This window comes from Pseudomonas sp. GM21 (assembly GCF_000282215.1).
Lineage (GTDB): Bacteria > Pseudomonadota > Gammaproteobacteria > Pseudomonadales > Pseudomonadaceae > Aquipseudomonas.
On record NZ_AKJS01000069.1, the window covers coordinates 39,038 to 65,671 of the forward strand.

At 59.8% G+C, this 26,634-nt stretch carries 29 protein-coding genes; 17 read left to right on the forward strand and 12 right to left on the reverse strand.

Features of this window, described 5'->3' with window-relative positions; genetic code table 11:
* Window positions 1-3 precede the first annotated feature (3 nt).
* A complete protein-coding gene (locus PMI22_RS19495; protein ID WP_007944723.1) occupies window positions 4-1,023 on the reverse strand; it encodes a DMT family transporter in 1,020 nt (339 codons plus the stop codon).
* Between PMI22_RS19495 and PMI22_RS19490 the strand changes: the two genes are divergently transcribed.
* Together PMI22_RS19490 and PMI22_RS19485 are read left to right on the forward strand one after the other, a co-directional pair.
* The gene (locus PMI22_RS19490; RefSeq protein ID WP_033049060.1) at window positions 1,018-1,581 is read left to right on the forward strand and encodes a helix-turn-helix domain-containing protein; all 564 of its coding nucleotides are present in this window, start codon (window positions 1,018-1,020) and stop codon (window positions 1,579-1,581) included. The genes PMI22_RS19495 and PMI22_RS19490 overlap by 6 nt on opposite strands.
* A 308-nt stretch (window positions 1,582-1,889) precedes the next feature.
* Window positions 1,890-3,359, forward strand: coding sequence for an FAD/NAD(P)-binding protein (locus PMI22_RS19485; protein WP_007944725.1), 1,470 nt, complete (start codon window positions 1,890-1,892; stop codon window positions 3,357-3,359).
* Window positions 3,360-3,538: 179 nt separating this feature from the next.
* Here PMI22_RS19485 and PMI22_RS19480 read toward each other — a convergent pair whose 3' ends face one another.
* Entirely contained in the window at window positions 3,539-3,763 is a 225-nt protein-coding gene (locus PMI22_RS19480) for a hypothetical protein (protein ID WP_007944726.1), read from the reverse strand.
* A 125-nt stretch (window positions 3,764-3,888) separates the two neighbouring features.
* Window positions 3,889-4,644, reverse strand: a complete 756-nt coding sequence (locus PMI22_RS19475; protein WP_007944727.1) for a response regulator — start codon at window positions 4,642-4,644, stop codon at window positions 3,889-3,891.
* A 223-nt stretch (window positions 4,645-4,867) separates the two neighbouring features.
* On the opposite strand from PMI22_RS19475, the gene PMI22_RS19470 reads away from it, so the two are divergent.
* A complete protein-coding gene (locus tag PMI22_RS19470) occupies window positions 4,868-5,923 on the forward strand; it encodes an alpha/beta fold hydrolase (protein WP_007944728.1) in 1,056 nt (351 codons plus the stop codon).
* Between the two features lie 278 nt (window positions 5,924-6,201).
* Here PMI22_RS19470 and ppnN read toward each other — a convergent pair whose 3' ends face one another.
* Window positions 6,202-7,575, reverse strand: a complete 1,374-nt coding sequence (gene ppnN / locus PMI22_RS19465; protein WP_007944730.1) for a nucleotide 5'-monophosphate nucleosidase PpnN — start codon at window positions 7,573-7,575, stop codon at window positions 6,202-6,204.
* Between the two features lie 216 nt (window positions 7,576-7,791).
* Between ppnN and PMI22_RS19460 the strand changes: the two genes are divergently transcribed.
* Both PMI22_RS19460 and PMI22_RS19455 read left to right on the forward strand, forming a co-directional pair.
* Entirely contained in the window at window positions 7,792-8,319 is a 528-nt protein-coding gene (locus PMI22_RS19460) for a DUF3087 domain-containing protein (RefSeq protein WP_007944731.1), read from the forward strand.
* Between the two features lie 222 nt (window positions 8,320-8,541).
* Window positions 8,542-10,020 (forward strand): sensor domain-containing diguanylate cyclase, encoded by a 1,479-nt coding sequence (locus tag PMI22_RS19455; protein ID WP_007944732.1) that lies wholly within the window; start codon window positions 8,542-8,544, stop codon window positions 10,018-10,020.
* Between the two features lie 2 nt (window positions 10,021-10,022).
* Here PMI22_RS19455 and PMI22_RS19450 read toward each other — a convergent pair whose 3' ends face one another.
* The gene (locus PMI22_RS19450; RefSeq protein WP_007944733.1) at window positions 10,023-10,940 is read right to left on the reverse strand and encodes a LysR family transcriptional regulator; all 918 of its coding nucleotides are present in this window, start codon (window positions 10,938-10,940) and stop codon (window positions 10,023-10,025) included.
* A 23-nt stretch (window positions 10,941-10,963) separates the two neighbouring features.
* Complete coding sequence (locus PMI22_RS19445; RefSeq protein ID WP_007944734.1) at window positions 10,964-11,338, reverse strand: DUF2784 domain-containing protein; 375 nt, start codon at window positions 11,336-11,338, stop codon at window positions 10,964-10,966.
* 169 nt (window positions 11,339-11,507) lie between these two features.
* Between PMI22_RS19445 and PMI22_RS19440 the strand changes: the two genes are divergently transcribed.
* Genes PMI22_RS19440 through PMI22_RS31585 form a run of 3 tightly spaced genes read left to right on the forward strand, consistent with a single transcriptional unit; the run spans window position 11,508 to window position 12,732 of the window.
* Window positions 11,508-12,209: an AzlC family ABC transporter permease gene (locus tag PMI22_RS19440; RefSeq protein WP_007944735.1), complete on the forward strand. Its 702-nt coding sequence runs from the start codon at window positions 11,508-11,510 to the stop codon at window positions 12,207-12,209.
* Window positions 12,209-12,520, forward strand: a complete 312-nt coding sequence (locus PMI22_RS19435) for an AzlD domain-containing protein (protein ID WP_162830874.1) — start codon at window positions 12,209-12,211, stop codon at window positions 12,518-12,520. Before PMI22_RS19440 ends, PMI22_RS19435 begins: the two co-directional genes overlap by 1 nt.
* A gap of 59 nt (window positions 12,521-12,579) precedes the next feature.
* Window positions 12,580-12,732: a hypothetical protein gene (locus PMI22_RS31585; protein ID WP_007944738.1), complete on the forward strand. Its 153-nt coding sequence runs from the start codon at window positions 12,580-12,582 to the stop codon at window positions 12,730-12,732.
* Between the two features lie 63 nt (window positions 12,733-12,795).
* On the opposite strand, the gene PMI22_RS30450 is transcribed toward PMI22_RS31585, so the two are convergent.
* The 5 genes from PMI22_RS30450 to PMI22_RS19415 all read right to left on the reverse strand — a co-directional run bounded on the left by PMI22_RS30450 (window position 12,796) and on the right by PMI22_RS19415 (window position 16,631).
* Window positions 12,796-13,068 carry a hypothetical protein gene (locus tag PMI22_RS30450; protein ID WP_007944739.1) on the reverse strand — a complete coding sequence of 91 codons (273 nt, stop codon included), beginning with the start codon at window positions 13,066-13,068 and terminating at the stop codon, window positions 12,796-12,798.
* A gap of 276 nt (window positions 13,069-13,344) precedes the next feature.
* Window positions 13,345-14,025, reverse strand: coding sequence for an SOS response-associated peptidase (locus PMI22_RS19430; RefSeq protein WP_007944740.1), 681 nt, complete (start codon window positions 14,023-14,025; stop codon window positions 13,345-13,347).
* Between the two features lie 49 nt (window positions 14,026-14,074).
* Entirely contained in the window at window positions 14,075-14,788 is a 714-nt protein-coding gene (locus PMI22_RS19425) for an ABC transporter ATP-binding protein (protein ID WP_007944741.1), read from the reverse strand.
* A gap of 3 nt (window positions 14,789-14,791) precedes the next feature.
* The gene (locus PMI22_RS19420; protein ID WP_007944742.1) at window positions 14,792-15,634 is read right to left on the reverse strand and encodes an ABC transporter permease; all 843 of its coding nucleotides are present in this window, start codon (window positions 15,632-15,634) and stop codon (window positions 14,792-14,794) included.
* Window positions 15,635-15,644: 10 nt separating this feature from the next.
* On the reverse strand, window positions 15,645-16,631 hold the full coding sequence (locus tag PMI22_RS19415) for an aliphatic sulfonate ABC transporter substrate-binding protein (protein ID WP_007944743.1): 987 nt from the start codon (window positions 16,629-16,631) through the stop codon (window positions 15,645-15,647).
* 296 nt (window positions 16,632-16,927) lie between these two features.
* On the opposite strand from PMI22_RS19415, the gene PMI22_RS19410 reads away from it, so the two are divergent.
* Window positions 16,928-17,875 carry an ABC transporter substrate-binding protein gene (locus PMI22_RS19410; protein ID WP_007944744.1) on the forward strand — a complete coding sequence of 316 codons (948 nt, stop codon included), beginning with the start codon at window positions 16,928-16,930 and terminating at the stop codon, window positions 17,873-17,875.
* A 145-nt stretch (window positions 17,876-18,020) separates the two neighbouring features.
* On the forward strand, window positions 18,021-18,920 hold the full coding sequence (locus PMI22_RS19405; RefSeq protein ID WP_007944745.1) for a polysaccharide deacetylase family protein: 900 nt from the start codon (window positions 18,021-18,023) through the stop codon (window positions 18,918-18,920).
* Here the strand turns inward: PMI22_RS19405 and PMI22_RS19400 are convergent.
* Complete coding sequence (locus tag PMI22_RS19400; protein WP_007944746.1) at window positions 18,917-19,807, reverse strand: LysR family transcriptional regulator; 891 nt, start codon at window positions 19,805-19,807, stop codon at window positions 18,917-18,919. The genes PMI22_RS19405 and PMI22_RS19400 overlap by 4 nt on opposite strands.
* 127 nt (window positions 19,808-19,934) lie before the next feature.
* Between PMI22_RS19400 and PMI22_RS19395 the strand changes: the two genes are divergently transcribed.
* The 7 genes from PMI22_RS19395 (at window position 19,935) to benC (ending at window position 26,590) form a co-directional block, all read left to right on the forward strand.
* On the forward strand, window positions 19,935-21,083 hold the full coding sequence (locus tag PMI22_RS19395) for a muconate cycloisomerase family protein (protein WP_007944747.1): 1,149 nt from the start codon (window positions 19,935-19,937) through the stop codon (window positions 21,081-21,083).
* Window positions 21,084-21,092: 9 nt separating this feature from the next.
* Window positions 21,093-21,383 (forward strand): muconolactone Delta-isomerase, encoded by a 291-nt coding sequence (gene catC, locus PMI22_RS19390; RefSeq protein WP_007944748.1) that lies wholly within the window; start codon window positions 21,093-21,095, stop codon window positions 21,381-21,383.
* Window positions 21,384-21,438: 55 nt separating this feature from the next.
* Complete coding sequence (catA, locus tag PMI22_RS19385; protein ID WP_007944750.1) at window positions 21,439-22,368, forward strand: catechol 1,2-dioxygenase; 930 nt, start codon at window positions 21,439-21,441, stop codon at window positions 22,366-22,368.
* A 118-nt stretch (window positions 22,369-22,486) separates the two neighbouring features.
* The gene (locus tag PMI22_RS19380; protein ID WP_033049064.1) at window positions 22,487-23,440 is read left to right on the forward strand and encodes an AraC family transcriptional regulator; all 954 of its coding nucleotides are present in this window, start codon (window positions 22,487-22,489) and stop codon (window positions 23,438-23,440) included.
* A 276-nt stretch (window positions 23,441-23,716) separates the two neighbouring features.
* Window positions 23,717-25,081 carry a benzoate 1,2-dioxygenase large subunit gene (benA, locus tag PMI22_RS19375; protein ID WP_007944752.1) on the forward strand — a complete coding sequence of 455 codons (1,365 nt, stop codon included), beginning with the start codon at window positions 23,717-23,719 and terminating at the stop codon, window positions 25,079-25,081.
* Complete coding sequence (gene benB, locus PMI22_RS19370; RefSeq protein WP_007944753.1) at window positions 25,078-25,566, forward strand: benzoate 1,2-dioxygenase small subunit; 489 nt, start codon at window positions 25,078-25,080, stop codon at window positions 25,564-25,566. Before benA ends, benB begins: the two co-directional genes overlap by 4 nt.
* 10 nt (window positions 25,567-25,576) lie before the next feature.
* Window positions 25,577-26,590 (forward strand): benzoate 1,2-dioxygenase electron transfer component BenC, encoded by a 1,014-nt coding sequence (gene benC, locus PMI22_RS19365; protein ID WP_007944754.1) that lies wholly within the window; start codon window positions 25,577-25,579, stop codon window positions 26,588-26,590.
* Window positions 26,591-26,634: the final 44 nt, after the last annotated feature.

The following is a 26,634-nucleotide window of genomic DNA, read 5'->3' on the forward strand; positions in this document are numbered from 1 at the left end:
ATATTAAGGTTCAACCGGTGTTTCCTGCTCCAACTCTGGCTCTGCTGGGACCTTACCCTTGGTCTTCAACTCACTCACAATCACCGCCGCCACAATCAACCCCGCGCCCAGCAGTGCAATCGCCGGCAACCGCTCCCCGGCAATCCGTCCGACAATTCCTGCCCACACCGGTTCTCCCGCATAAATCAACGTCGCCCGCGTCGGTGAAACGCTCTTCTGCGCCCAGTTCATCGCCACCTGAATCGCCGCACTCGCCGCGCCCAGGCCCAACGCGCTGCACAACAGCAACCAGGAGAAGTCCGGAATACGTTCCTGAGTCGGCACTACCATCAAAAACGCCAGCACCGACGTGGTTGCCAATTGCACCACCGTCACCCGACGTACATCGACCTGGCCGGCATAGGTGCTGATCAGAATGATTTCGGCGGCAATCGCGATGGCGCTGATCAGCGTGGCGATTTCACCAGGGCTGAAATTGAACGAAGCGCCGGAAGGCCCCGACAACAGCATCAACCCGGTAAACGCCAGCATGATCCCGATGCTCGGCATCAACCCCGGACGTCGTCCCAGCACCAGCCATTGCAGCAACGGCACGAAGGGTACGTACAACGCGGTGATAAACGCCGATTGACTGCTGGGGATGCTCTGCAAACCCACCGTCTGCAAGCCATAACCGAGCATGATCGCCACCCCGATAAAGGCCCCGGCCTTGAGTTCGAACAGGGTCAGTTGCCGCAGGTGGCGCCAGGAGAACAGCGCAACCAGGATCGCGGCAGCGGCGAAGCGCAGGCCGACGAAAAACATCGGGCCGCTGACGGTCATCGCGTGCTGCACCAACAAAAAGGTGCCGCCCCAGACCATGGTGATCAGCACCAGCACGCACTCGGCTTTGCTGAACCGTGAGAAACGGGGGGAAGAGTTCACCGACGTCATGACCTTGCACACTACCTGAGGGGGACGCACAATGCGCCGAATGTTGCGCAGTATACTGCCCAACCCCACCGAGTGAGCAATATAGTGCACAAAGATTCCCCGACACGGGCTTCGGTCCTCCAGCACGTCAGCCAGAACGTTCGCCGTTTGCGCCACGCCGCCGACATGAGCCAGACCGCATTGGCCGAAAAGTCCGGCGTCAGCCGCCGGATGCTGGTGGCCATGGAGGCCGGCGAGAAGAATGTCAGCCTGACCACCCTTGACCGCGTAGCCCAAGCGCTGGACGTGGCGTTCAGCGATCTTATCCAGGCCCCGGATGCCCGCGACCCCAGTCGAATCAACGAAGTGGCGTGGGCCGGATTAATCCCCGGCAGCAAAGCCGTTTTACTGTCCAAAGCCACCGCCACTCGCGAAGTGGAACAGTGGGAGTGGTGCCTGCAACCGGGGGAAATTTACCCGTCGCAACCGGACGCCGAAGGCTGGAGCGAGCAGATCTACGTGTTCGAAGGCTGCCTGACCTTGATGCTGGGCGATACGCCGCAGCACATTGCTGCCGGTGAGTTCTACATGTTCGCCAGCAACCAGCCGCATTGCTATCGCAACGACGGGCCAGTGGCCGCGCGGTTCGTGCGCAATGTGGTGATCTGACTGTTTGCGGGTCAACAGTGGATAAACACTTTGCCCTTCTAAAGCTGTAGATTTTTATAGGAATGTATTTCAATTAATTGAAATATAATGAAATTGTAGTTAGGCACGACTCCTGCTGTAGTCTCCGGGGCAATCACCGGGAAGGGGGCTGGCGGCGATGCGGCAGGAGGAGAAGGAAGTGGTGTCTGCCTGGACGCCATCGCGAGCAGGCTCACTCCTACCAAAGAGGGATTTGTTGCTGGAGAGCAACACATTAAGGTGGCCCGCACAGCTTTCCATTCCGGCAACCATTAACCAGTGAGCAGGGCATGAACGAAATCCAAAGCGGACCGGCGAGCAACGCCCGCCACGCCGACATTCTGATCATCGGCGGCGGCCTCAGTGGCGCGATGCTGGCGGCGCAACTGTTGCGCTTGCCTGGCCGGCGCTCGGTGCTGGTGATCGAACCGCGTACCGAATTGGGTCGGGGTGAAGCCTATAGCGCGGTCGAATTGGGCCATACGCTGAACGGCAACGCGGCACGGATGAGTGTTGACCCGGATAACGCCGATGACCTCACGCAATGGCTGACCGACCACATCGGCGCTGGTGGCTGGCCCGAATCGGCCGAACAACCGGTGCCGATCAGCGAATTGTTCCCGCCACGGGGTCTGTTCGGCGTGTACGTGCAGCAACGCCTGGCCGAAGCGCAAGCCGTCGGGGCACTGAATGGCTCCACGGTCGAGCATGTGCAGGCGGAAGTGATCGATCTGCAAACGGACGACGATTCAGTTCGGCTGACATTGAGTGACGGGCAACGCTTGCAGGGCGCTTTTGCAGTGCTGGCGACCGGGATGTTTCCTGCCGCGCGCACGCCGCAGAAAGAGTCCAGCGGTTTGAATGCCGCCGCGCTGGATCCGTGGGATGTCGCCGCCATGCGCCAGCTTGATCCACAGTCGACGGTGCTGATCATAGGTTCCGGCCTGACCATGGTCGATGCCGTGGTGTCGCTGGAACAGGCCGGGCATCGCGGGCCGATCGAAGTGTTTTCCCGGCATGGCTTGCTCCCGCATGTGCGTCGGCAACCACCGGCCTGGGTCGATTTTCTGGCCGAGGATCACAGCATTCGCACACCCCGCCAGTTGGTGCGCGAACTGCGTCGACATTGTCGGGAGGCCATCGTCCAAGGCATCGACTGGCAAGCCCCCCTCGACACCGTGCGGGCACACATCGGACGGTTATGGAATCAGGCGACAGACCGGCAGCGTCGGCAGTTTGTGCGACATGTCCGGCCGTGGTGGGAAAGTCATCACCACCGCTCGCCACCCTTGAGTGCCGCCCTGGTGGAGCGGTTGCACAGGGAAGGGCGCTTGCGAATTCAGGCGGCGTCGTTCAAAGGCCTAGAGCCGGGGTCGCAGGACGGGGTCAGCATTCGCATTCGTCGCCGTGGCGAGGCCGATACCTGTGTGGTGCGGGGCGCGGCGTTGATCAACTCCAGTGGCATCGAGTATGACTGGCGCCGGGTCGCTCGACCGCTGCCACAGCAACTGCTGGCGCGCGGATTGATTCGCCCGGGACCGTTGGCATTGGGGATTGCGGCGGCTGTCGACGGTGCCGTACTGGACGCCGAGGGCCAGATCGCCCGGCGTCTGTTCGCCATGGGGCCACCGTTGCGCGGCATGTGGTGGGAAAGCACCGCAGTCACCGACGTCGCGCTACAGGCCAAAGCCCTTGCCGCACGATTGGTGGTAGCAGCTGCCGAGCCTGCGAGGCTGCGTCCGGCCGCGCAGCGGTCGTAAACCCTGCGCACTCGGTTTTCCTGAAACACTGCGTCGCCTGATTTGACGACCGCCACGCGGCCGGACGCAGCCTCGCGGGCTCGGCAGCTGCTACGGGGGGATCAGTGTGGCTCAAAGAAAACCCCGGGTAGAGCGGATCTATCCGGGGTTTTTTGTTCAAACGGCGCAAAAGTCATTAATCAATAACGTTGATACTTCGAGCCGAACTCAGGGCGGTTTTCAGCAACATATAGTGTGCTCGGCTGACTGTCTTTGTGATCGCTACCGACGGTGTTCACGTTCAGTGTGGCCGGCTGGCTGACTTTAACGGCGGCGACAACCTGGGAGGTGGCGTGCGGCGCAGCGATGGCGGACGTAGCGCCAAGTACCGAGAGGGCGAAACCAAGACCGATGAGGCTTTTCATGAAGTTGCTCCAGAGCGTGGGAAGAAGATGTCGCCACTGTAGTGCTGGAGCCCGGTGATGAAAAAACACCCTTGGGCATAGTCGTTATCGAGCGCGTTGATCCATGTCGCTCCCACAGGGGATCTTCATTTTGGTGTGGATCCCGATTCTGCGCCGAGCAGCTCCACCGGGTAGGAAAACACATAGCCCTCGCTGCGCACGGTCTTGATGTAGGTTGGCTCGCGTGAATCATCCAACAGGCGTTGGCGCAAACGGCTCACCAGCAAATCGATGGAGCGGTCGAACAGGTCGGAATCGCGGCCCTGGGTCAGGTTAAGCAATTGGTCACGGCTGAGTACCCGTTGCGGGTGGTCGAGGAACACGCGCAGCAAGCGGTATTCCGCGCCACTGAGGGCGACCATGGTGCCGTCTTCATCCAGCAAGTGGCGCGCCGTGGTGTCGAGGCGCCAGCGTCCGAAGCCGAGCAACCGGCCCGTTTCGGTGATCAGCAGGTTTGGCGGCAGCATCCGTGTGCGGCGCAATACGGCGTTGATCCGCGCCAGCAACTCACGGGCAGCGAAAGGTTTGGTCAGGTAATCGTCGGCGCCCATTTCCAGGCCGAGGATACGATCGGTTTCGTCGTTGCGCGCGGTGAGCATCAGGATCGGCGTGGCTTTGTGTTTGCCGGCGCGCAATTCACGACACAGCACCAGGCCGTCATCGCCGGGCATCATCAGGTCCAGCACGATCAGGTCCACCTGATTGGCTTCCAGAAAATGGCGCATCTGCCGACCGTCGGCAACCACGGTGGTGCGCAGGCCATTTTTCTTCAGGTAATTGCCCACCAGCTCGCGGATCTCGCGATCGTCATCGACGATCAGGATGTGGTTCACATGCTCCATTGCTCAACCCTCTTGTTGTTCGCGTGGTGCGCATTGCGGGCCGTTGCGGGGATTTGTATCGCACTGTATCGGGCGTGCTGTTGGATACCTTACGCCTTAATAACTCTGTATTGACGACACATGGCAGATACCGGCGGGCGATTAAATGGTTTCCATCGAAACAAGACACTCGCCTCACACCCGCTGCTAAAACCACAGATAAATGACTTGCAGGGAAATCGACATGAAGATGAATGTGTTGAGCCGTAAATCCGCATCACGCCGCCGCTTCATGGCGCCGACGATGCTCGCTTTCGCGCTGCTGCAGTTCGGTGCCCTCGGCGCTGCCACTGCGCAAGCTGCCACCACAGAACCAGTGGTGGCCAGTGCGCAGGCGTATACCCCGTTCGGTCCGCTCAAGCACGTCAATGCCGGCTTGCTGAATGTGGCTTACGCCGAAGTCGGCCCGGCCGAGGGTCCGGTGGTGATTCTTCTGCATGGCTGGCCCTACGACATTCACAGCTATAGCGAAGTGGCGCCGCTGCTGGCGGCCAAGGGTTATCGGGTATTGATCCCGTATGCACGGGGTTACGGCGACACGCATTTCCTGTCAGACAAGACTCTGCGCAACGGCCAGCCTGCCGCGTTGGCCAGTGACGTCATCGACTTCATGGATGCGCTGAAGATCAAACAGGCCGTGATCGGCGGCTATGACTGGGGCGCGCGTTCAGCGGATATCGTCTCGGCGCTGTGGCCGGAGCGGGTCAAGGCGCTGGTCTCGGTGAGCGGCTATTTGATCGGCAATCAGGCTGCCGGGAAGAACCCGTTACCGCCCAAGGCGGAGTTGCAGTGGTGGTATCAGTTCTATTTCGCAACCGAGCGCGGCCAGGCCGGCTACGAAAAAAACCGTCATGACTTTGCCAAGCTGATCTGGCAAACGGCGTCCCCGAAGTGGGCCTTCGACGACGTGACCTATGACCGCAGCGCAGTCGCGCTGGACAACCCTGACCATGTTGCGATCACGATCTTCAACTACCGCTGGCGGTTGGGCATGGTTTCAGGTGAACCACAATACGAAGCGCTGGAGCAGCAGTTGGCCAAGGCACCTTCGATCACAGTGCCGACCATCACGATGGAAGGCGACGCCAATGGCGCACCGCACCCGGCGGCCGAGGATTATGCCAAGCGTTTTACCGGCAAGTATGAGTACCGACTGATCAATGGCGGCATCGGCCATAACCTGCCGCAGGAAGACCCGAAGGCGTTTGCCAAGGCTGTAATCGACGCCGATCACCTGTAACCAACACTAACCCCTGTAGCAGCTGACGAGCAGCGCGAGGCTGCGTCCGGCTGCGAAGCAGTCGTAAATCCTGCTGACGCGGTCTGTCTGAAATACCGCATGTTCCGATTTTACGACTGCTGCGCAGCCGGACGCAGCCTCGCGCTGCTCGTCAGCTGCTACAGGGGTTAGCATGCTCGCGATGGCGGTGTGTCATCCAATATCAATGTTGACTGACAGGGCCTCATCGCGAGCAGGCTCGCTCCCACAGGGATTTTTAGTGTTGGTCCGGTCGAGGGCTAGGCCACAACCTGATAACACGGCACATAAGCCGCACCACCCGGCAGTTTCATCCGGTGTTGGGCGACGAAGGCTTTGAGCAGTTCATCCAGTGGATGCATGATCGCTGCATCGCCACGGATCTGGTAAGGCCCGTGCTGTTCGATCAGGCGGATGCCCTTGTCCTTGACGTTGCCGGCGACGATGCCGGAGAACGCGCGGCGCAGGTTGGCGGCCAGTTCGTGGGCCGGCAGTGCCTGGCTCAGTTTCAGGTTGGCCATGTTTTCGTGGGTCGGGTCGAACGGGCGCTGGAAGCCTTCGTCGATCTTCAGCAGCCAGTTGAAGTGGAATGCGTCATTGCGCTCGCGGCGGAACTGTTTGACCTCTTTGAGCCCCTGGGTCATTTGCCGTGCGACCTGCGCCGGATCGTCGATAATGATTTCGTAATGCTTCTTCGCGGCGTCGCCCAGTGTGGCGCCGACAAACGCATCCAGCTGTTGCAGATACGGGGCGGTATGTTTAGGCCCGGTGAGGATGACCGGGAAGGGCAGGTGCTGGTTGTCCGGGTGCATCAGGATGCCGAGCAGGTACAGGAACTCTTCGGCCGTGCCCGCGCCGCCCGGGAAAATGATGATGCCGTGGCCGACGCGCACGAACGCTTCCAGACGTTTTTCGATGTCCGGCAGGATCACCAGCTCGTTGACGATCGGGTTGGGGGCTTCGGCGGCGATGATGCCCGGTTCGGTCAATCCAAGGTAACGCCCGCCGTGGATACGCTGTTTGGCGTGGGCGATCGTCGCACCCTTCATCGGGCCTTTCATTACGCCGGGGCCGCAACCGGTGCAGATGTCGAGGCTGCGCAAGCCCAGTTCGTGGCCGACTTTCTTGGTGTATTTGTATTCTTCGGTGTTGATCGAGTGACCGCCCCAGCAGACCACGATCTTCGGCTCGACGCCGGGACGCAGGGTGCGGGCGTTGCGCAGCAGGTGGAACACGTAGTCGCTGATACCTTGCGAGGTGCTCAGGTCGATGCGTTGGCTGTCGAGTTCGTTTTCGGTGTAGACGATGTCACGCAGGGCGCTGAACAGCATCTCGCGGGTGCTGGCAATCATTTCACCGTCGACGAAGGCGTCGGCCGGTGCGTTCAGCAGTTCCAGGCGAACGCCGCGATCTTGCTGATGGATGCGGATTTCAAAATCTTTGTAGGCTTCGAGGATGGTTTTGGCGTTGTCGACATGGGCGCCGGTGTTGAGGATGGCCAGGGCGCATTGGCGGAAGATGTCGTAGGTGCTGCCGGAACCGGCTTCGCTCAGTTGTTGGACTTCGCGTTGAGAAAGGGTTTCCAGGCTGCCTTTTGGGCTGACCGAGGCGTTGATTACTTGTCGTTGGGTCATTCAATGATCCTTAAAACGATGTCACTCACCGAGCCGCGCGAATGGCATCCGAATAGAGTGTATCCGTGGATGAAGATGGCACGAACTGCGCTTTACCGCCAAGTCCCCCGTTTGATGATGAAAAGATGAAGAGGATCATCAGCATAGCTAAATCCCTCGCAGAGGCGATAATGCCTGGCCGTCTTTTTTGTCCATGCCCCAAGGAACCCTGTCGCGATGTTCGAAATCCAGCCGAAGAATGCCCAAGCCTATCGACAGCAGACGCGCCGCAGTACGCTGATTATTGCCCTGATTTTCCTGGTGCTGGCCATGGGGCTGTCCACGGCAGCGGTGGCGTTGTTCGGTGAGCCCGGCGGCGACAACCTGCGCTTTAACGTCGGCGGTGTGTTTGTCGCGGTGTTGCTGATGGTGGCGCTGATGCGCGGCACATTCTGGAACCAGCCCTGGATGGAGGCGGCGGTGTACGGCTGGCGGCTCAAGCGCAGCCTGATGAGCGTCACCAACATCATGCATCAGGTCACCGCAGCGGTGGAGACGGGTGATCCGGCGGCCATGAAGCTGTTGCGTTTTTACCACCTGGGCTTGAACCAGATGCATGAACTGGACGCTAACTCCAGCGACCACAGTCAGTTGGTCCGCGAGATGGATCAGCACAAGGCGCGCATGGAGACACTGGGCATCGACCCCGATCAATCCCGTCTGGATCCGGCCTGGCTTGAGGCGGTGAAACAGTCGTCGAAGTAAGGCATTGAGGCGGTTTCCCTGCATTAGCCCGTCATGATGTGCGCAAATCACCTATTGTCTCGGGTAGGTCATTCAAGGGCGAACAGGAGAAGTCGCCCTGTCATAACGAGTCAACGAGCGTCATGGGGGCATTCGTCTATTAAAAATCCCATTGAAAGTGCCCGTACCACCGCGCCGTGGAAGCGCAGCCTGCGTGCGTCGAGGCTCAAGGTCCGACACGCGGTGGTACTGCTTGTGGCGGTGTGCCTGTCGATGACGGCGATTGTGATCTGGGAAGCCTGGACTTCGCGCCAGTACCACTTGCATGACAAAGAAGTGGCCATGTCCAACCTGGCGCAGACCCTCGCGTCACAAGCGCAGGCAACGATAAAACAGACCGACACGCTGCTGTTTACTTTGGTGGACCGCCTCGAAAATGACGGCGTCGGAGCGCAACAACTGCCCAGATTGCAACGTTTGCTCGGCGCTCAACGCAGCGAGCTGAAGCAACTGCACGGCTTGTTCGTTTTTGACGAAGAAGGGCGCTGGATCGCCAATTCCAATGGCGCCGAGGTGCCGGGCGCGAATAATGCCGACCGTGAATATTTCATTTTTCATCGAGACCATCCTGACCGTGGTCCGCATGTCGGTCGGGCGATAAAAAGTCGTTCGAGCGGTGAATGGATCATGACCGTGTCACGCCGGATCAATCATCCGGATGGCGGATTTGCCGGTGTGGCGCTGGCCACCATCAATCTCAGTCATTTCCTTGAGCTCTACGACAGTATCGATATGGGCCGTAACGGCGCGATCAACCTGATCAGCGATGACGCCAGCATTGTTGTTCGGCGGCCATTCAACGAGGCTGAAATTGGCAGCACCGTGGCCAATGCGCCGCTGTTTACCCAGCTGTTGTCCGAAGGTGATTCCGGTACAACCACTGTCCGGTCCTTTGTGGACGGTGTGGTGCGGGTAGTGGGGTTTCGGCGGGTCAGCGGGTATCCGCTGATCATCTTCGCCGCGCTGGACAAGGAGGAAGTGCTGGCGGACTGGCGCAAAGAGACGGCGCTGAGCGCGGGTATCATGTTATCGCTGCTGCTGATTCTGGGCGTGCTTGGTTACCGCCTCATTCACGGCATGAAGCAGCAACATCACATCCAGCGTGTGTTGCTCGATGGCCAGGAAAAACTCATCGAGGTCAATCGCAGCCTTGAATTGCTGGCCCTTGAGGATGCGTTGACCGGACTGTCCAACCGGCGTCAATTCGACCTGTTTATCCTCGCGGAAATGGGCCGCGCACGGCGCACCCAGACCCACCTCGCGATGCTGATGATCGATGTCGATCACTTCAAGAGCTTCAATGATCGTTATGGTCATGTGGCCGGCGATGAATGTTTGCGCCGGATCAGCGCGATCATCAAGGACAACATCAAGCGCCCCGGTGACCTCGCGGCCCGTTACGGTGGCGAAGAGTTTGCGGTGGTGCTGCCTGGTACTGACTATCCGGGGGCTTTTCTGGTGGCCGAAAATATCCGTCACGCGGTCCTGCGGGCGGACATTGCGCACTGTGAAAGCCCGGGGGGCAGGGTGACGGTCAGTATCGGTGTTTGCGCCTTCAACCCGGCCTCGCAGGACCAGCCCGAAGACCTGGTCAGCGCGGCGGACAAAGCACTGTATGTGGCCAAGGCCAGCGGACGGAACATGAGTGTCACGGCCAACTGAGTTCAGACAAACCGGTCGCTGCCCTGAACCAGCCGGGTGGACAGGTACGACTGCTTGAGTTTTTCCAGCCACCAGCCCAATGCTCGACCGTCATGATCGCCGCGCCAGCCGGTATACAGAATGTTCGGTTCGCGCGGGTCGGCCATCTGTTTTTCCACCAGGGTGCCGTTGTTCAGTAACGAGCCAACCCGGTGGCGGGGTAGCCAGCCGACGCCCAGGCCAGCGCATTGAGCCAGGACTTTTGCACGCATGGTCGGCACCGCGAGCACCGGTTGGCCGCCAGAGACGCCGTAGGTGCTGCCTTCCGTGACTCGCGAAGAGTCAGCTACGACAATCGCCCGGTGTTGCGCCACCATCGCCCGTGATATCGGCTCTTTGGCTTTGGCCAACGGGTGTTTTGGCGACACGGCGAATACCCACTCCATTTCCCCCAATTGCATCCAGCGCAGGGTCGGGATCGCCGGCGGCTCGTTGGTGGCGCCGATGATCAAGTCCGCTCGGCCTTCACGCAGGGCTTCCCACACGCCTTTGAGCACCTCCTGGGTGATGCGCAACGGCACGCCGGATTCCAGTGCGTCGAATTCGTGGATCACGGGAATCAAGGCTTCGAATTCGAGCAGTTCGTCGGTGACAATCCATAACCGGCTTTCCCAGCCGTTGGCCACTTGCTGCACTCGCTGGGTCAGCCGGGACACGTCCTGCATCAACCGCGCCGCCTCGTTCACCAGCAACTCGCCGGCCGGGGTGAGCTGCAAGCGGTAACGACGACGGTCGAATAGCAACGCGTCGAAGCGTTCCTCCAGTTGCCGCGCGGCGTAAGACACGGTCGACGGCGCCTTGCCCAAGTGAGCGGCAGCCCGGGACAGGCTGCCGGTCTCGCGGATCGCCTGGAGCAGGCTCAGGTCTTCAATCGACAGCATGGACTCAATCCTCGGCGCTTGTTTCAGGTGACCCGGCGCAATTTCCACAGCCTGATCAGACGAAGATAGACCAATACGTTGATTGCCAGCACCACGCTGCCCAGCGCCAATTGAATCGCGGGTGTCAGGCCGGCCGGGTAAATGACTGGCCATATGTAGTGTTCGATAAAGCCGCCACCGTAACCGGTTTGCCCGGCCGCCTGGCGCATCAGGTTTTCCCACTGGGTCAGCGGGCAGGTCAAGTGCAAGACTTCAACCGTCACGCCCCACGCGGCCGCAGGCAGATGCGCCCAGATCAGCGGCCGCCACTTGAGCACCAGTAGCCCGCCGAACAGTACGAAGAGAATGAACAACAGATGAAACAGCAGCAGCCCGTCGGCAGCGATCCGGTAAAGCATGTTGCCTCCCCTGATCTGTTATGCGAGTTGCTTCATGGTACTCGGGCGTCAGCGGCGGCTCCATGGGTTCGAGGTGTTCAGTGCATATCAGCGAACACGAGTGTGTTTGGCTCGATAATCCCCGCGACTGCTGGCAAAGTCAGCGGTCTTTCACTGGTTGTAGGGCGTTATGTCGAATTCACTCATGCCGCGCAGTGCGTTTCTGCGTGGCGCCGCCGCGATCATGCCGCTGTCCCTGGCCACCGCGCCATGGGGCTTGCTGGCCGGGTCCATGGCCATTGAGGCCAACCTCACCCCACTGCAAGGGCAGGGGCTGTCGAGCATCGTGTTTGCCGGTGCCGCACAATTGGTCGCCATCGGCATGCTCAAGGGCGGTGCCGGGATCTTTTCGATTTTGCTGACCACGGTGTTGCTGACGTCCCAGCATTTGCTTTACGGCATGAGCATGCGTTCGGTGATTTCACCGTTGCCGGGGCGCTGGCGGGTGGGGCTGGGCTTTTTGCTCACCGACGAGCTGTTTGCCTTGACCAGTCAGCACGACAAACAGCAATTCAATCGCTGGTACGCGCTGGGTGTCGGGCTGACGTTTTACATCGCCTGGAACCTGTTCACCCTGGCAGGCATTGTGCTGGGCAGCAGCATTCCGGGGCTGGAGCATCTGGGCCTGGACTTCTCCATCGCCGCCACTTTTATCGCGTTGATCACGCCGGTGGTGCGCAACGTGCCCACTGTGGTGTGCGTCGCGGTGTCGCTGTTCTGCTCGGTGTTGTTCAGTTACTGGCAATGGGGCTCGGCGCTGGTGCTGTCCGGCTTGGCGGGCATGACCGCGGGTTTTATCTGCAACAAACTCTACAGGGGACGCGCAGCATGATGGTGTGGGCGGTGATTATCGGAATGGGCGTGCTGGTGTTTCTCAATCGCTACGTGTTTCTCGAGCCCCGGCTGCCGGTGCGCTTGAGCAGCAATGCCCGACAGTTCCTCGGTTTTGCCGTACCGGGCATGTTGACCGCAATTTGCGGGCCGATTGTGTTCATGCCCGACAAACAACTGAACCTGCAGTGGGACAACCCCTACCTGATCAGTTCGCTGGTGGCGGTGGGACTGGTGCTTTACACCCGCAACACCTTGCTTAGCATGCTGTTGAGCATGGGTTTTTTCTTTTTGCTGCGCTGGTGGCTCTGAATCGAGCGCTGGAATTTGTTCTACGCTTAAGAAGTCCCTTCACAGGAAGAGAGGTGCGCATGGCCAACGATCCCAAACGTCCGGATTTTGAAGATGAGGATGAACCCTCGGAGGAAGAGATCAGGCGTCAAGAACGTTCGCGGCAGGACTGGAAACATGACGACAGCCGAGAGTTGTCAGACCGCGATGAAGAGCGTCCTCTGAAGCCCTGACCGACCCACGTATACGAAAAAGCCCCGCTATCAAGCGGGGCTTTTCTTTTGCCGAACGTTATTTCAAAGGTCTTCCAGTTCCGGAAAATCCGGATGGGAAGCCCGAAAGCCCAAGGTCTTGTCGATCCATGCATTAAGCTCGTTGACCATGACCGGTGGTTTGCCGGTGTAGTACGCAAGCGTTGTACGCAGAATTTCGCTGATATTGGGAATAGGTCGCAGGTTTCGGGTCTTTATGTATTGCCCGATAAAGCAGTCAAGTTGATAGCGCTCCGTCTTCGACAGGTGCACACACTCCAGGCTGCTGACTTGATTAATTACAAGATCGTCGCGCAACTTAGTTCTCTGCAAGGCTTGTTGATTGTTAGGAGTTTCCTTCTTTGTCGACTCTTTGGTCGACTGGGCAATGCCATGGGAAATGCGGCGCGAATCCTAACTTTTATGTCGCTTTATGTATGTACGAGGGAGGAAGTGTCGGACCAGCGGTTAATGGCCAATTCGGCATTACGCGGTAAGAGAGCCTGGTGAGAAGCAGACGGTGTAACGCTTATATGCATTCTTAATTGGTAGCTATTCAGTTTGCTTATAGCGTGGCCGTCCATTTGTTGGGCGTTAATCAAGCTTATTGATTAATGCGCTGCTCTGATTCCTGACATTACCGACAGCTTTTTCGACCCTGTACCACTCGAATATTTCGCTGGTTTCACCCTGTAACAGCACCATCTGCTCGGCGCGCTCTTTTGGTGTGGCCGGATCAAGCCATTCGCGCGCCAGTTCAGGTGACAAAACCACCGGTCGCCGGTCATGAATATCGAGCATGCCGCCAACGCTGTCCGCCGTGATGATGACGAAACCGTCGTCGCCGCGCGGCTCATTGCCAGGGCCGGGAAATTGGCCGATGGCTGCACAGTAACTCGGTGCGCCGTCCCGTCGACGAATCAGCCAGGGCAGACGCGTCGAATCACCGGCATCGACCCATTCGAACCAGTTGTCGATCGGCACAATCGCGCGGTGTGGCCAGATCGCCCGGAAGAATGGGCCATGAGCGACTTTTTCCACTCGCGCGTTGATCGGTGCCGCGCGATCTTTCGCCCAGTGCGGGCGCCAGCCCCAGCGCACCGGATCGGCGTGCAAGCCGTCAGGCTCAAGGTGCAACAGGGCGAGTTGGGTGGTGGGCGCCGCGTTGTAGCGAGCCAGAGGCTCATCCCCGACGTGATTGATCATTGCGTCGGGAATGCTCAACACGGCAACAAAGTCGTGAATGCCCCGGTACTGCGACAGTCGTCCACACATCGGCTGACCCTGCGGTTGAAAGCTGTGACGAGAATGTTCAGCTTAGCCTTCAGATCACATGGGCACGCTGCAGTTCGGTCAATGACAACGCCTTCAAACTCGCCAGCTGCGGATCGCGCCGATCCCGTGGATGGGGCAAATCCACGCTCAGTTGCTGGCGGATGCTGCTGGGCCGATTGTCCATGACCAGCACCCGGTCGCTGAGGTACAGCGCTTCATCGACATCGTGGGTCACCAGCAGCAGGGCGATGGCGTGACGCTGGGCGAGTTGCAGCAAGAGATCCTGAAGCTTCATGCGGGTGAAGGCGTCCACCGCGCTGAAAGGCTCGTCCAACAACAAGACCTGCGGTCGCGAATACAGCCCCCGCGCTATTGCGACGCGCTGAGCCATGCCGCCGGACAGGGCTTTGGGCAGCGCTTGGGCGAAACCGCCCAGGCCGACTTCCTCAATGAGTTGTGCGACCCAGGCTCTGTCGTAATGGTTGTCGGCGCTGAAACCGATGTTTTGCTCGACCGTCAGCCAGGGCATCAGCCGTGGCTCCTGAAACACGAAGGCCACTTCGCCCGCGTTGTTGCGCAGTTCGCCCTGGAAATCCTTTTCCAGCCCGGCGACGATGCGCAGCAACGTGCTTTTACCGCAGCCGCTGGGGCCGAGCAGACTGACGGTTTCCCTTGGCTGCAATTGCAGGTGAATGTTTTTCAGGACGGTGGTGGCGGCAAAGGATTTGCGCTCGACCCGAATGTCCAGCAGGTGCGCGGTCATGGCTTAGTCCTCGGTACTTTGACCGTTGAAGGTGTCGCGCCAGGCCAGGAAACGTTTCTCCAGGCCGGCGAGGAGGCCGTCGCTGAGTTTGCCCAGTAGCGCCAACACGATGATCGCGGCCAGCACGATGTCCGGGCGCGAAGTCTCGCGACCGTCACTCAGCAGATAGCCCAAGCCTTTGGTCGCGGCGATCAGTTCGGCGGCCACCAGAAACATCCACGCCAGGCTCATGCCACTGCGCAACCCGGTGAACAGGCCGGGCAGGGCGGCGGGCAGGAGAATCCGCCGGACCAGCCGACGCCGACTGAAACCATACATTTGCCCGACTTCCACCAGTTTGCGATCAATGTCGCGGATGGCCGCAACGCCGTTGAGGTACACCGGAAAAAACGCGCCGATCGCGATCAAAACGATTTTCGAGGTCTCGTCGATGCCCAGCCACAGCAACAACAGCGGCACCCAGGCGAGGCTCGGGATCGAGCGCAAACCGGCGAACGTCGGTTCCAGATACGCCTCGGCTTCACGGCTCAACCCCACCCACGCGGCGAACACCAGCGCCAGGCTGGCGCCGATGGCGAAACCGAGTAACACCCGCAGCAGGCTGGCGCTGATGTGTTTCCACAATGCACCGTCGGCCAGGTCCCTGAGGGTCAGTGCGATTTCGCTCGGCGCCGGCATTTGGTAGGAGGGCAACCAGCCGATCCGCACGACGAACTCCAGCAACAGAACGATCAGCACCGGCAACACCAGGCCCTTGAGGCGCAGGCGCCAGGCGTTGTGCAGGGAAAACCTGGCGCGGCGCGGCGTGGGCAGTTCCAGTGGCAGATTTTTGCTTTTGCTGGTCATGAGTTCCCCGTTACTGACGAGCCACGGTTTGTTTAACGCCGGTATCGATCAGTTGATCGATGACCTGATCGACATTCACCCCACGACGAACCAGCTCCTCGGACACAAGAATGGGCGCCGCGGCTTTCGAGGCGAGCACATCCTTGGCGGTCAGCTGCGGGCTGCTGAGGTCCGTGCGCGACAGTTGCAGCGTGGCCACTTCCAGCGGCAGGCCGGATTCGCTGGCGAGCAATTTCGCCAATTCGTCTGGATTTTTTACCGCCCAATCACGGGCCTGTTCATAAGCATTCAGCACGGTATCGATCGTTTGCGGATGCTCTTTGGCGTAGGTTTCAGTGACGCTGACCACGCCGTAGCTGTTGAACTGGGTGTTGCGATACAACAAGCGCGAACCGGCCTGAACCTGGCTGGCCGCCATGTGCGGATCCAGCCCGGCCCAAGCGTCGACGTCACCTTTCTCCAAGGCGATGCGACCGTCCGGGTGCTGCAAATGCACCAGTTCGACATCGTCTTTGCTCAAGCCGGCCTGTTGCAGGCTGCGCAAGGTGAACAGATACGGATCGGTGCCTTTGGTGGCGGCGATTTTCTTGCCTTTGAGATCTGCCACGGTTTTGTACGGCGAGTCCTTGCGCACCAGCAACGCGGTCCACTCGGCGCGGCTGTACACATAAACCGACTTGATCGGGCTGCCGTTGGCGCGGCTGAGCACAGCGGCCAGGCTGGCGGACGAAGCGAAGTCGACGCCGCCGCTATTGAGGTATTCCAGTGAACGGTTACTGCCTTGGCTCAGGACCCAACTGACCTTGGTCTGTGGCAGGGCCTTCTCAAGGAAACCGAAGTGCTTGAGCACCAGGCTCACCGGTGAGTAATAGGCGTAATCCAGATGCACCTCGGCGGGTGGCGTTTCGGCAGCCTGGGCCAGCGGTTGCAGGCTCAGGGCCAGTGCACAGGCGCTCAGCAGGTACTTGACGCTGGAAAAGCGGAAGGTGGATTTCATGGGGTGGCTCCGGGCAAGGCGACGATTTTTTTATATCCAGAAAAATATTTTGTCTGAGTGCTTCCTGCATAAATGGAATATTGCAGGCTCTGTGCCATGTCCGGGATTTACCGGTTTGTCGGGGCGTTTTCCGTGTTAAGAGACGTGATTGGTGTACCGGGGCAGACAGTGTGTTGAATGGGTGTTGCTGGGGCAACACCACTGGATTCAGGTCATGAGCTTATGCACAAATAGAATTTATAAAGGTGTTTGTAAGAGCGTTAGGGTCTATATAAATAACGCCCCTGGAGCCTCCGATGAACCTGTCCCGATTCGTGCGCAGTCTGTTGACCAGTGCACTGTTTGCCGCCCCGATCACCTACGCCGCCGACCCCGTGGTCCTGCATGTCGGCGATCAGAATTACTACAACGTGCGCGCTTCGGTGGAGGCCTCGGGTGCGTTGGAGGGCGCGCCCTATACCGTCGACTGGAAGCATTTCCAGGCCGCTGCACCACTGGCCGAAGCATTGAACACCGGCGCACTGGACGTGGGGTTTCTCGGGGATTCCGGCTTTCTGTTTCTGGCAGCCAAACAGGCGCCGGTGAAGCTGATCGGTGTGTCGCGGCAGAATCCGGACACCATTGCCTTGCTCGTGCCCAAGGATTCACCGGTCCGCAGCATCGCCGATCTCAAGGGCAAGAAAGTCGCGTATTGGCCCGGCGCCTGGAGCCAGCAATTGACCCTGCGCGCTTTGGAGAAAGCCGATCTACCGGAAGACTACGTCGAGTTCATCAAACTGATGCCGATAGACGCCTCAGCCGCATTGCCTCAGGGCAGCATCGACGCGTTCCCGGTGTGGGAACCGTACATTTCCCAGCAGATTCTGTTTTCCGGCGCGCGCCCGATACTCACTGCTAAAAACCTGATGCCTGGCCTCAGCGCCATCGCCGCCTCGACACCGGCCATCGACAGCAAGCGCGAAGCCATCGCCGATTTCCTGGTGCGCCTGAAAAAAGCCCGTGCCTGGGTCGACAGCCATACCGACGAATACGCCGACCTGTGGGCGAAGAAAGCCAATCTCGATCAGAACGTGTCGCGCCATTGGTTGCGTCAGGCCCACATGACCGTCGGCCCGGTGGATCAGCAAGCGGCGGCGGATTTGCAGAGCACCGCGGACTTCTTGTTCAAGGTCAAGGCACTGCCGACGGCGCTGGCGACCGCGCCGATCATCGACCACTCGTTCCAGCAGGCCTTGGCGCAGTAAGCGAGGAGGGTGGGCAGCGGAACCAAACACTGTGTACCCTGATCCAACTCCGGCCCGCGACACTGGCGGGTCGGCGAAGGATGAACGGGCGAAGGACTTTTGCCATTTGATGAGTTGACCGTCACGGTCTGATCCAAGGCAAAACATGAAGCAGCTGTACACACTATTCAGCACAATGGCCATCGCCGTCGGGCTCGCAGGCTGTATCGCTGCCCCCATCCAACTGACCCCGCAGACGGAACAACGCCTGCAGGCCCAGGCGCCGATTCGCTTTCTGTTGACCTACGACGATGGCCCCAGCGCTTCGAGCTTCTGGAACCCCACCGCGACCGTGCTCGACAGCCTGAAGGACAATCCCCTACAGCCGAACATCAAAGCGGTGTTTTTCGTGCAGACCGGCGCGCCACGGGCCGGCGACAGTGACATCGGGCGCCAGCTCATGCATCGCGAACAGGAAGAAGGACAGGTGCTGGGGTTTCACACCGCCACCCACTGGCACACCAATCACCGCTCGCTGAGCCCGCAAGAACTGGAACAGGCGCTGAGCAAAGGCAGTGCAGACATAGCAGCCATCACCGGTAAGCCGCCGACCCTGGTACGTCCGCCATTCTGGAACTATGACAAACGCGTCTTCGCCGCCTATCAACAGCACGGCATGCATGTGCTGCTAACCGATTTGAGCGCCAATGACGGCAAAATCTGGGGCTTTAACGCCAGCCCCCGGCGACGCTCGCATATGCTGCGTTCAATGTCTGAAGTGCGTGAGCGCATTGCGCAGGGTGAGTTGCCGACCGTGGATGGGGTGATTCCCGTGGTGGTGACCTTCCACGACCTCAATCGCTACACCGCCCGGCACACCCGGGAATACCTGCAAATCCTGATCGACAGCGCCAAGGCCAGCGGCGTGCCACTGGCGCAGAAGCCGTTTTACGACGATCACGACGCGGTGCTGCGCGCGGCGATGGCGCGCACCGTCAAGGACAGTTCGCAGCCAGTAGAACTGCCGGGTTTCTGGAACTGGTTCTGGGACAAGAACTCCCATTAAAACCTGGCCTGCGGTTGCAACTCTTCGATCATCTTCAAACAATGATTCAACCCCGGGGAAACATCGCCCACCCGCCGACTGAGAATGATCGGCGAGGTGGCGTTGTCTTCCAGCAACGGGGTAAAGCCAATGTCGTCGCGGTGCAGCAGCTGCACCGAGGCTGGCACCAGCGTGACGCCGATCCCGGCACCCACCAAACCGATCGCTGTTTGCAGTTCATTGGTCCATTGCGCCACGTGAATGCTCACGCCGTAGGACTCGAACAGCGCTATGACATGGTCGGCATAGCTGGGGCGCGGATTGCCCGGGTACAGCACAAAGGGTTCTTTGGACAGTTGGCGCAGGCTGACCGGCCCGGACAGCAGGGGATGGCCGGCGGGCAGGGCGGCGACCAAGCGGTCTTCGGTGAGCACCGTTTGAATGATCGCCGGGTCGTCGATGCGAATTCGCCCGAAACCAATATCAATTCGCCCGGCCTTGAGCGCTTGCACTTGTTGCAGCGTGGTCATTTCCGACAGCCCCAGTTCAAGCTCCAGCGGCTCGCCGCTGCGCAGACGGCGGATCAATTCCGGCAGCACACCGTAGAGGGTCGAAGGCGCGAAGCCGATGCCCAGCCAGGTCTTTTCTCCCTGGCCGATCCGCCGCGTGTTGTCGCAGACCTTGTTCAGCTGTTCGAGCAGGGCGGTGGAGTGTTCATGGAAAAACCGCCCGGCCTCCGTCAGCTTCAGCGGGCGGCCGCGCTCCAGCAGCAACACGCCCAGCTCGTCTTCCAGTTGCTGGATCTGCCGGCTCAGGGGCGGTTGGGCGATGTGCAGCAGTTCGGCGGCACGGGTGAAATTAAGGGTTTGAGCCAACACCTGAAAATACCGCAGGTGACGCAGTTCCATGGGGCCTCCGAACATCAGTCGTTTGCATACCTTAAAGGTATCAAGTCAGACCAATTCTATATTGGCATCGCGAAAAAAGCCGTACGAGAATCGGTTCCAGAACTTTAAGAACCTGACGGGTATCGACATGCGTGCAACAGCCATTGAATCCATCGAGACGATCATCGTCGATCTGCCGACCATCCGCCCGCACAAGCTGGCGATGCACACCATGCAGAATCAGACCCTGGTGATCATCCGTGTGCGCTGCGCCGATGGCATTGAAGGGATCGGTGAGTCCACCACCATCGGTGGCCTGGCCTATGGCAACGAAAGCCCGGACAGCATCAAGACCAACATCGACACACACTTCGCACCGCTGCTGATCGGCCAGGACAGCGGCAATGTGAATGCCGCCATGTTGCGTCTGGAACGCAGCATTCGTGGCAATACCTTTGCCAAATCCGGGATCGAAACCGCGTTGCTCGATGCCCAGGGCAAGCGCCTCGGCCTGCCGGTCAGCGAATTGCTGGGCGGGCGTGTTCGTGATGCCTTGCCGGTGGCCTGGACCCTGGCCAGCGGCGACACCGACAAAGACATCGCCGAAGCGGAAAAAATGCTCGACCTGCGCCGCCATCGGATCTTCAAGCTGAAAATCGGTGCCGGTGAAGTCAACCGCGACCTGGCCCACGTCATTGCGATCAAAAAAGCCCTGGGCGACCGCGCCAGCGTGCGGGTCGATGTCAATCAGGCCTGGGATGAAGCGGTCGCGTTGCGCGCTTGCCGGATCCTCGGCACCAACGGCATCGACTTGATCGAACAGCCAATATCGCGCAACAACCGTGCCGGCATGGCGCGTCTGAATGCGATGAGCCCGGCGCCGATCATGGCCGACGAGTCCATCGAATGCGTGGAAGACGCCTTCAATCTGGCGCGCGAAGGCGCTGCGTCGGTGTTTGCCTTGAAGATCGCCAAGAACGGCGGCCCACGCGCCGTGCTGCGTACTGCCGCGATTGCCGAAGCAGCCGGCATCGCCCTGTACGGCGGCACCATGCTGGAAGGCGGCCTCGGCACCATGGCCTCGGCCCATGCCTTTATCACCCTGAACAAACTGGCTTGGGACACCGAACTGTTCGGCCCCTTGCTGCTGACCGAAGATATTCTCAGCGAGCCGCTGGTTTATCGCGATTTCGAGCTGCATGTCCCACAAACACCGGGCCTGGGCCTGACCCTGGACGAAGAACGCCTGGCGTTTTTCCGTCGCGACAAAACATCCACTTCCGTTCATCAAGCCTGAGGAGAGATCATGCTGTTCCACGTAAAAATGACCGTGAACCTGCCGGTCGACATGAACCCGGAAACCGCAGCCAAACTCAAGGCTGACGAGAAAGCCCTGGCCCACCGCCTGCAAGAGCAAGGCAAGTGGCGTCACCTGTGGCGCATCGCCGGGCACTATGCCAATTACAGCGTATTCGACGTCGACAGCGTTCAAGAACTGCACGACCTGTTGATGCAACTGCCGCTGTTTCCGTACATGGCGATCGAGATCGACGCGATGTGCCGGCACCCGTCTTCCATCCGCGAGGATGACCGCTGAACCCAGCCTGTTCAGTTCGCCAAGCAAATAATTACAAGATGAGGAACCCAACAAAATGAACGTCAAGATCTCCCACACTGCCCAAGTCCAGAAGTTTCTCGAAGAGGCCAGCGGCCTGCACAACGATGCCGGTAATCCGCGAGCCAAGGCCCTGATCTACCGCATCCTGCGTGATTCGGTAAACATCATCGAAGACCTCGCCGTGACCCCGGAAGAGTTCTGGAAAGCCGTTAACTACCTCAACGTACTGGGCGCGCGTCAGGAGGCCGGGCTGATCGTCGCCGGGCTCGGTCTGGAGCATTACCTCGACCTGCTGATGGACGCCGAAGACGAGCAGGCCGGCAAATCCGGCGGCACGCCACGCACCATCGAAGGCCCGTTGTACGTGGCCGGTGCGCCGTTGTCCGAAGGCGAAGCGCGTCTCGATGATGGTCTCGATCCGGGTGTGACGCTGTTCATGCAGGGGCGCGTGTTCAACACCGCCGGCGAACCGCTGGCCGGTGCCGTGGTGGACGTCTGGCACGCCAACACCGGCGGTACGTACTCGTACTTCGATACCACGCAATCGGAATTCAACCTGCGTCGCCGGATCGTGACCGATGCTGAAGGTCGCTACCGTTTCCGCAGCATCGTGCCGTCGGGTTACGGCTGCCCACCGGATGGTCCGACTCAGCAACTGCTCGATCAACTGGGCCGTCACGGCCAGCGTCCGGCGCACGTGCACTTCTTCATCTCGGCACCGGATCATCGCCATCTGACCACCCAGATCAACCTCGATGGCGAAAAATACCTGCACGACGATTTCGCCTACGCCACCCGTGATGAACTGATCGCCAAAATCACCTTCAGCGACGATCAGCAACGCGCAGCAGCACATGGTGTCAGCGGCCGGTTTGCCGAAATCGAATTCGATTTCACCTTGCAGTCCACGGCGCAACCAGAAGAACAGCAACGTCACGAACGGGTTCGTGCGCTGGAGGACTGATCACCTCTAGCAACGAACCGGGCTGCGAGATAACTGACCGTTTATCTCGTGGCCTTTTGTGTTTGGGCCAGGGCACTAGAATGGCCCAACCGCCGATAACAACAATGAGAGTGACCTGATTATGCACGCGCAACTGTTGAGTGAGCGCAGCAGAGTATTCGACCATGCCGACCCTTATGCGGTATCGGGTTACGTCAATCAGCATGTTGGCAACCATTGCATCCTGATGCCCAAGGCCGGTCGACCGCTGGCCAGCCTCGATCATCGCAAATTCGCCAGCCTGGACCTGTGCCGCATCAGCTACGGCGCCAGCGTGCGCGTGACGTCAGGCGCGCTCGACAGCATCTATCACCTGCAAGTGCTGCTGCGGGGCAACTGCCTGGCGCGTGGGCGCGGGCAGGAGCATTACTTCGCACCGGGTGAGTTACTGCTGATCAACCCCGATGAACCGGTCGATCTGACCTATTCCGACGATTGCGAAAAATTCATCCTGAAAGTCCCCACACGTTTGTTTGAGTCGGTATGCGATGAACAGCGCTGGCAGTACCCGGGGCAGGGCGTGCGGTTCCTGGAGAACCGTTACCAGCTCGATGAGCTGGAAGGTTTCGTCAGCCTGCTGGCGATGATTTGCCAGGAAGCCGAGGCCACCGAGCAGATCCCGCGTGTGCAGGAACACTACGCCCAGATCATCGTCAGCAAGATGCTCAGCCTGATGAAAACCAATGTTATCCGCGGCGGCCTGAACTCGCCCACGTTTGAGGTGATTGCCGATTACATCGCACACCACCTCAAGCACGACATCGACAGCGAAGAACTGGCACGTCAGGCGCGAATGAGCCTGCGTTCGTTGTACGGGCTGTTTGAGCGCAACGCGGGAACTTCCCCGCAAAACTATATCCGCCAGAAGAAGCTGGAGCGCATCAACCAGTGCCTGAGCGACCCGACGTGCAACGTGCGCAACGTCACGGAAGTGGCCATGGATTATGGCTTCCTGCACCTGGGCCGGTTCTCCGACAGCTACCGCAAACAATTCGGCGAACTGCCTTCCGATACCCTCAAACGCCGCCACTGACCCGCCAAATATCCCTGCAGCTGTCGAGCCTGCGAGGCTGCGTTCGAGTGCGAAGCGCTCGCCAAGGAACAATGCGCTCTACCGAAACACTATGCGAACCCATTTGCGAGTGCTGCGCCCTCGAACGCAGCCTCGCGGGCTCGGCAGCTGCTACAGGGTTGCGTTGCACCTGACTGCTGCAGTAAACGGATACAGGTTTGCACCCAGCGGATAGTCCGCCTTATCCCCCCGTCTTAGCATGGCCCTGCCTGAATAAAAACAATGGAGGCGGCGGCCATGTCCCTGCGACCCGAATACCTTCACTCCCTGCTTGAAGATGACAAAGAAACCGGCATCTATCGCTGCAAGCGGGAGATGTTTACCGATCCACGGTTGTTCGATCTGGAAATGAAACACCTCTTCGAAGGCAACTGGCTGTACCTGGCTCACGAAAGCCAGATTCCCAACGTCAACGATTTCTACACCACCACCATGGGGCGCCAGTCGATCTTCATCGCGCGCAACAAGGACGGTGTGCTCAATGCGTTCATCAACGCCTGCAGCCATCGCGGCGCGACGCTGTGCCGGCACAAGACCGGCAACAAAAGCTCCTACACCTGCCCGTTCCACGGTTGGACCTTCAACAACTCCGGCAAACTGCTCAAGGTCAAGGATCCGGCAGCGGCCGGCTACCCGGCGAGCTTCAATTGCGAAAGCTCACACGACCTGACCAAAGTCGCGCGGTTCGAGTCCTATCGCGGCTTCCTGTTTGGCAGCCTCAAGGCCGATGTGGTGCCTTTGGTTGAACACCTCGGCGAGTCCGCCAAGATCATCGACATGATCGTCGACCAGTCCGCTGATGGCCTGGAAGTGCTGCGCGGGTCTTCGAGCTACATCTACGAAGGCAACTGGAAACTCACCGCCGAAAACGGCGCCGACGGCTACCACGTCAGTTCGGTGCACTGGAACTATGCGGCGACGCAAAACCAGCGCAAGCAGCGAGAGGCCGGCGACAGCAATCCGACCATGAGCGCCGGCACTTGGGCCAAGCAGGGCGGTGGTTTCTACTCCTTCGACAAAGGCCATATGCTGCTCTGGACGCGCTGGTCCAACCCCGAGGACCGTCCCCTGTACGAGCGTCGCGACGAATTGGCCCGAGACTTTGGCCAGGCCCGCGCCGACTGGATGATCGAGAACTCGCGAAACCTGTGCCTGTACCCGAACGTGTACCTGATGGATCAGTTCAGCTCGCAGATCCGCATCGCCCGGCCGATCTCGGTCAACCGCACGGAAATCACCATTTACTGCATCGCCCCCAAAGGCGAAAGCGATCACGCCCGTTCCAGCCGGATTCGCCAGTACGAGGATTTTTTCAACGTCAGCGGCATGGCCACCCCGGACGATCTGGAAGAGTTTCGCTCATGCCAGACCAGCTATCAGGGCAGCGTCACCACTTGGAATGACATGTCCCGTGGGGCCGAGCACTGGGTCGAGGGCGCCGATGAGGCGGCTAAGGAAATCGACCTGCATCCGCTGCTCAGTGGCGTGCGTACCGAAGACGAAGGCCTGTTCGTGCTGCAACACAAGTATTGGCAGCAAGCGATGCTCAAGGCGTTGGCCGCGGAACAGCCCGAATTGATTGCCGTGGAGGCCGTGCAATGACCATCACCTATGAAGCCGTGCGCGATTTTCTGTATCGCGAAGCACGCTACCTTGACGACAAGCAATGGGACGAGTGGCTGGAGCTGTATGCGGTCGACGCCTCGTTCTGGATGCCGTCCTGGGACGATAACGACGAGTTGACCGAAGACCCGCAGCGGGAAATCTCGCTGATCTGGTACGGCAACCGCACCGGCCTGGAAGACCGCATCTTTCGCATCAAGACCGAGCGCTCCAGCGCGAGCATTCCGGACACTCGGACGTCGCACAACCTCAGCAACATCGAGCTGCTCGAACAGGCGGACGGTCTGTGCAAGGTGCGCTTCAACTGGCACACCTTGAGCTTTCGCTACAAGACCGTCGACAGCTATTTCGGCAGCAGTTTCTACACCCTCGATGTGCGCGGCGAAAACCCGCTGATCAAGGCCAAGAAAGTGATCCTGAAGAACGATTACGTTCGCCAGGTCATCGATGTCTACCACTTGTGAGGCGGCGGTCATGACGCATTCCATTGCATTCAATTTTGAAGACGGGGTCACCCGGTTCATCGACGCCAATGCCGGCGAAACCGTGGCCGATGCCGCCTACCGCCAGGGCATCAACATCCCGCTGGATTGCCGCGATGGCGCGTGCGGCACCTGCAAATGCTTCGCCGAGGCCGGTCGTTATGACTTGGGTGAGGAGTACATCGAAGACGCGCTCAGCGCCGAAGAAGCCGAGCTGGGTTTTGTCCTGACTTGCCAGATGCGCGCCCAGAGCGATTGCGTGGTGCGGGTGCCGGCATCCTCGGATGTTTGCCGCACCCGGCAGGCCAGTTATGAGGCGACGATCAGCGCTGTGCGGCAGTTGTCTGACAGCACCATCGCGTTGTCGATCAAGGGCGAAGCGCTGAGCACCCTGGCATTCCTGCCGGGGCAATACGTCAACCTCGGGATTCCCGGCAGCGAGCAGACCCGCGCCTATTCGTTCAGCTCGTTGCAGCGCGACGGCGAGGTCAGTTTCCTGATCCGCAACGTGCCTGGCGGCTTGATGAGCAGCTTCCTGACCGGCATGGCGAAAGCAGGCGACTGCATGAGCCTGGCTGGACCGTTGGGCAGTTTCTATCTGCGCGACATTCGTCGTCCGTTGTTGCTGCTGGCGGGTGGTACGGGCCTGGCGCCGTTCACGGCGATGCTGGAAAAAATCGCCGAGCAGGGCAGCGAACATCCGTTGCATTTGATCTACGGCGTGACCAACGATTTCGACCTGGTGGAGCTCGATCGGCTCGAAGCCTTCGCCGCACGCATCCCGAGTTTCAGCTTCAGTGCCTGCGTGGCCAGCCCCGACAGTCAGCACCCGCTCAAGGGTTACGTGACTCAACACATCGAGCCCCGGCATTTGAACGAGGGCGACGTCGACGTCTACCTGTGCGGCCCGCCGCCGATGGTCGAGGCGGTCAGTCAGTTCATTCGCGAGCAAGGCGTCAAGCCTGCGAATTTTTACTACGAAAAATTTGCCGCCAGCGCGGCATAAGTATTTTCAGCAGTGATGCACTCATGTAGCAGCTGGCGAAGCCT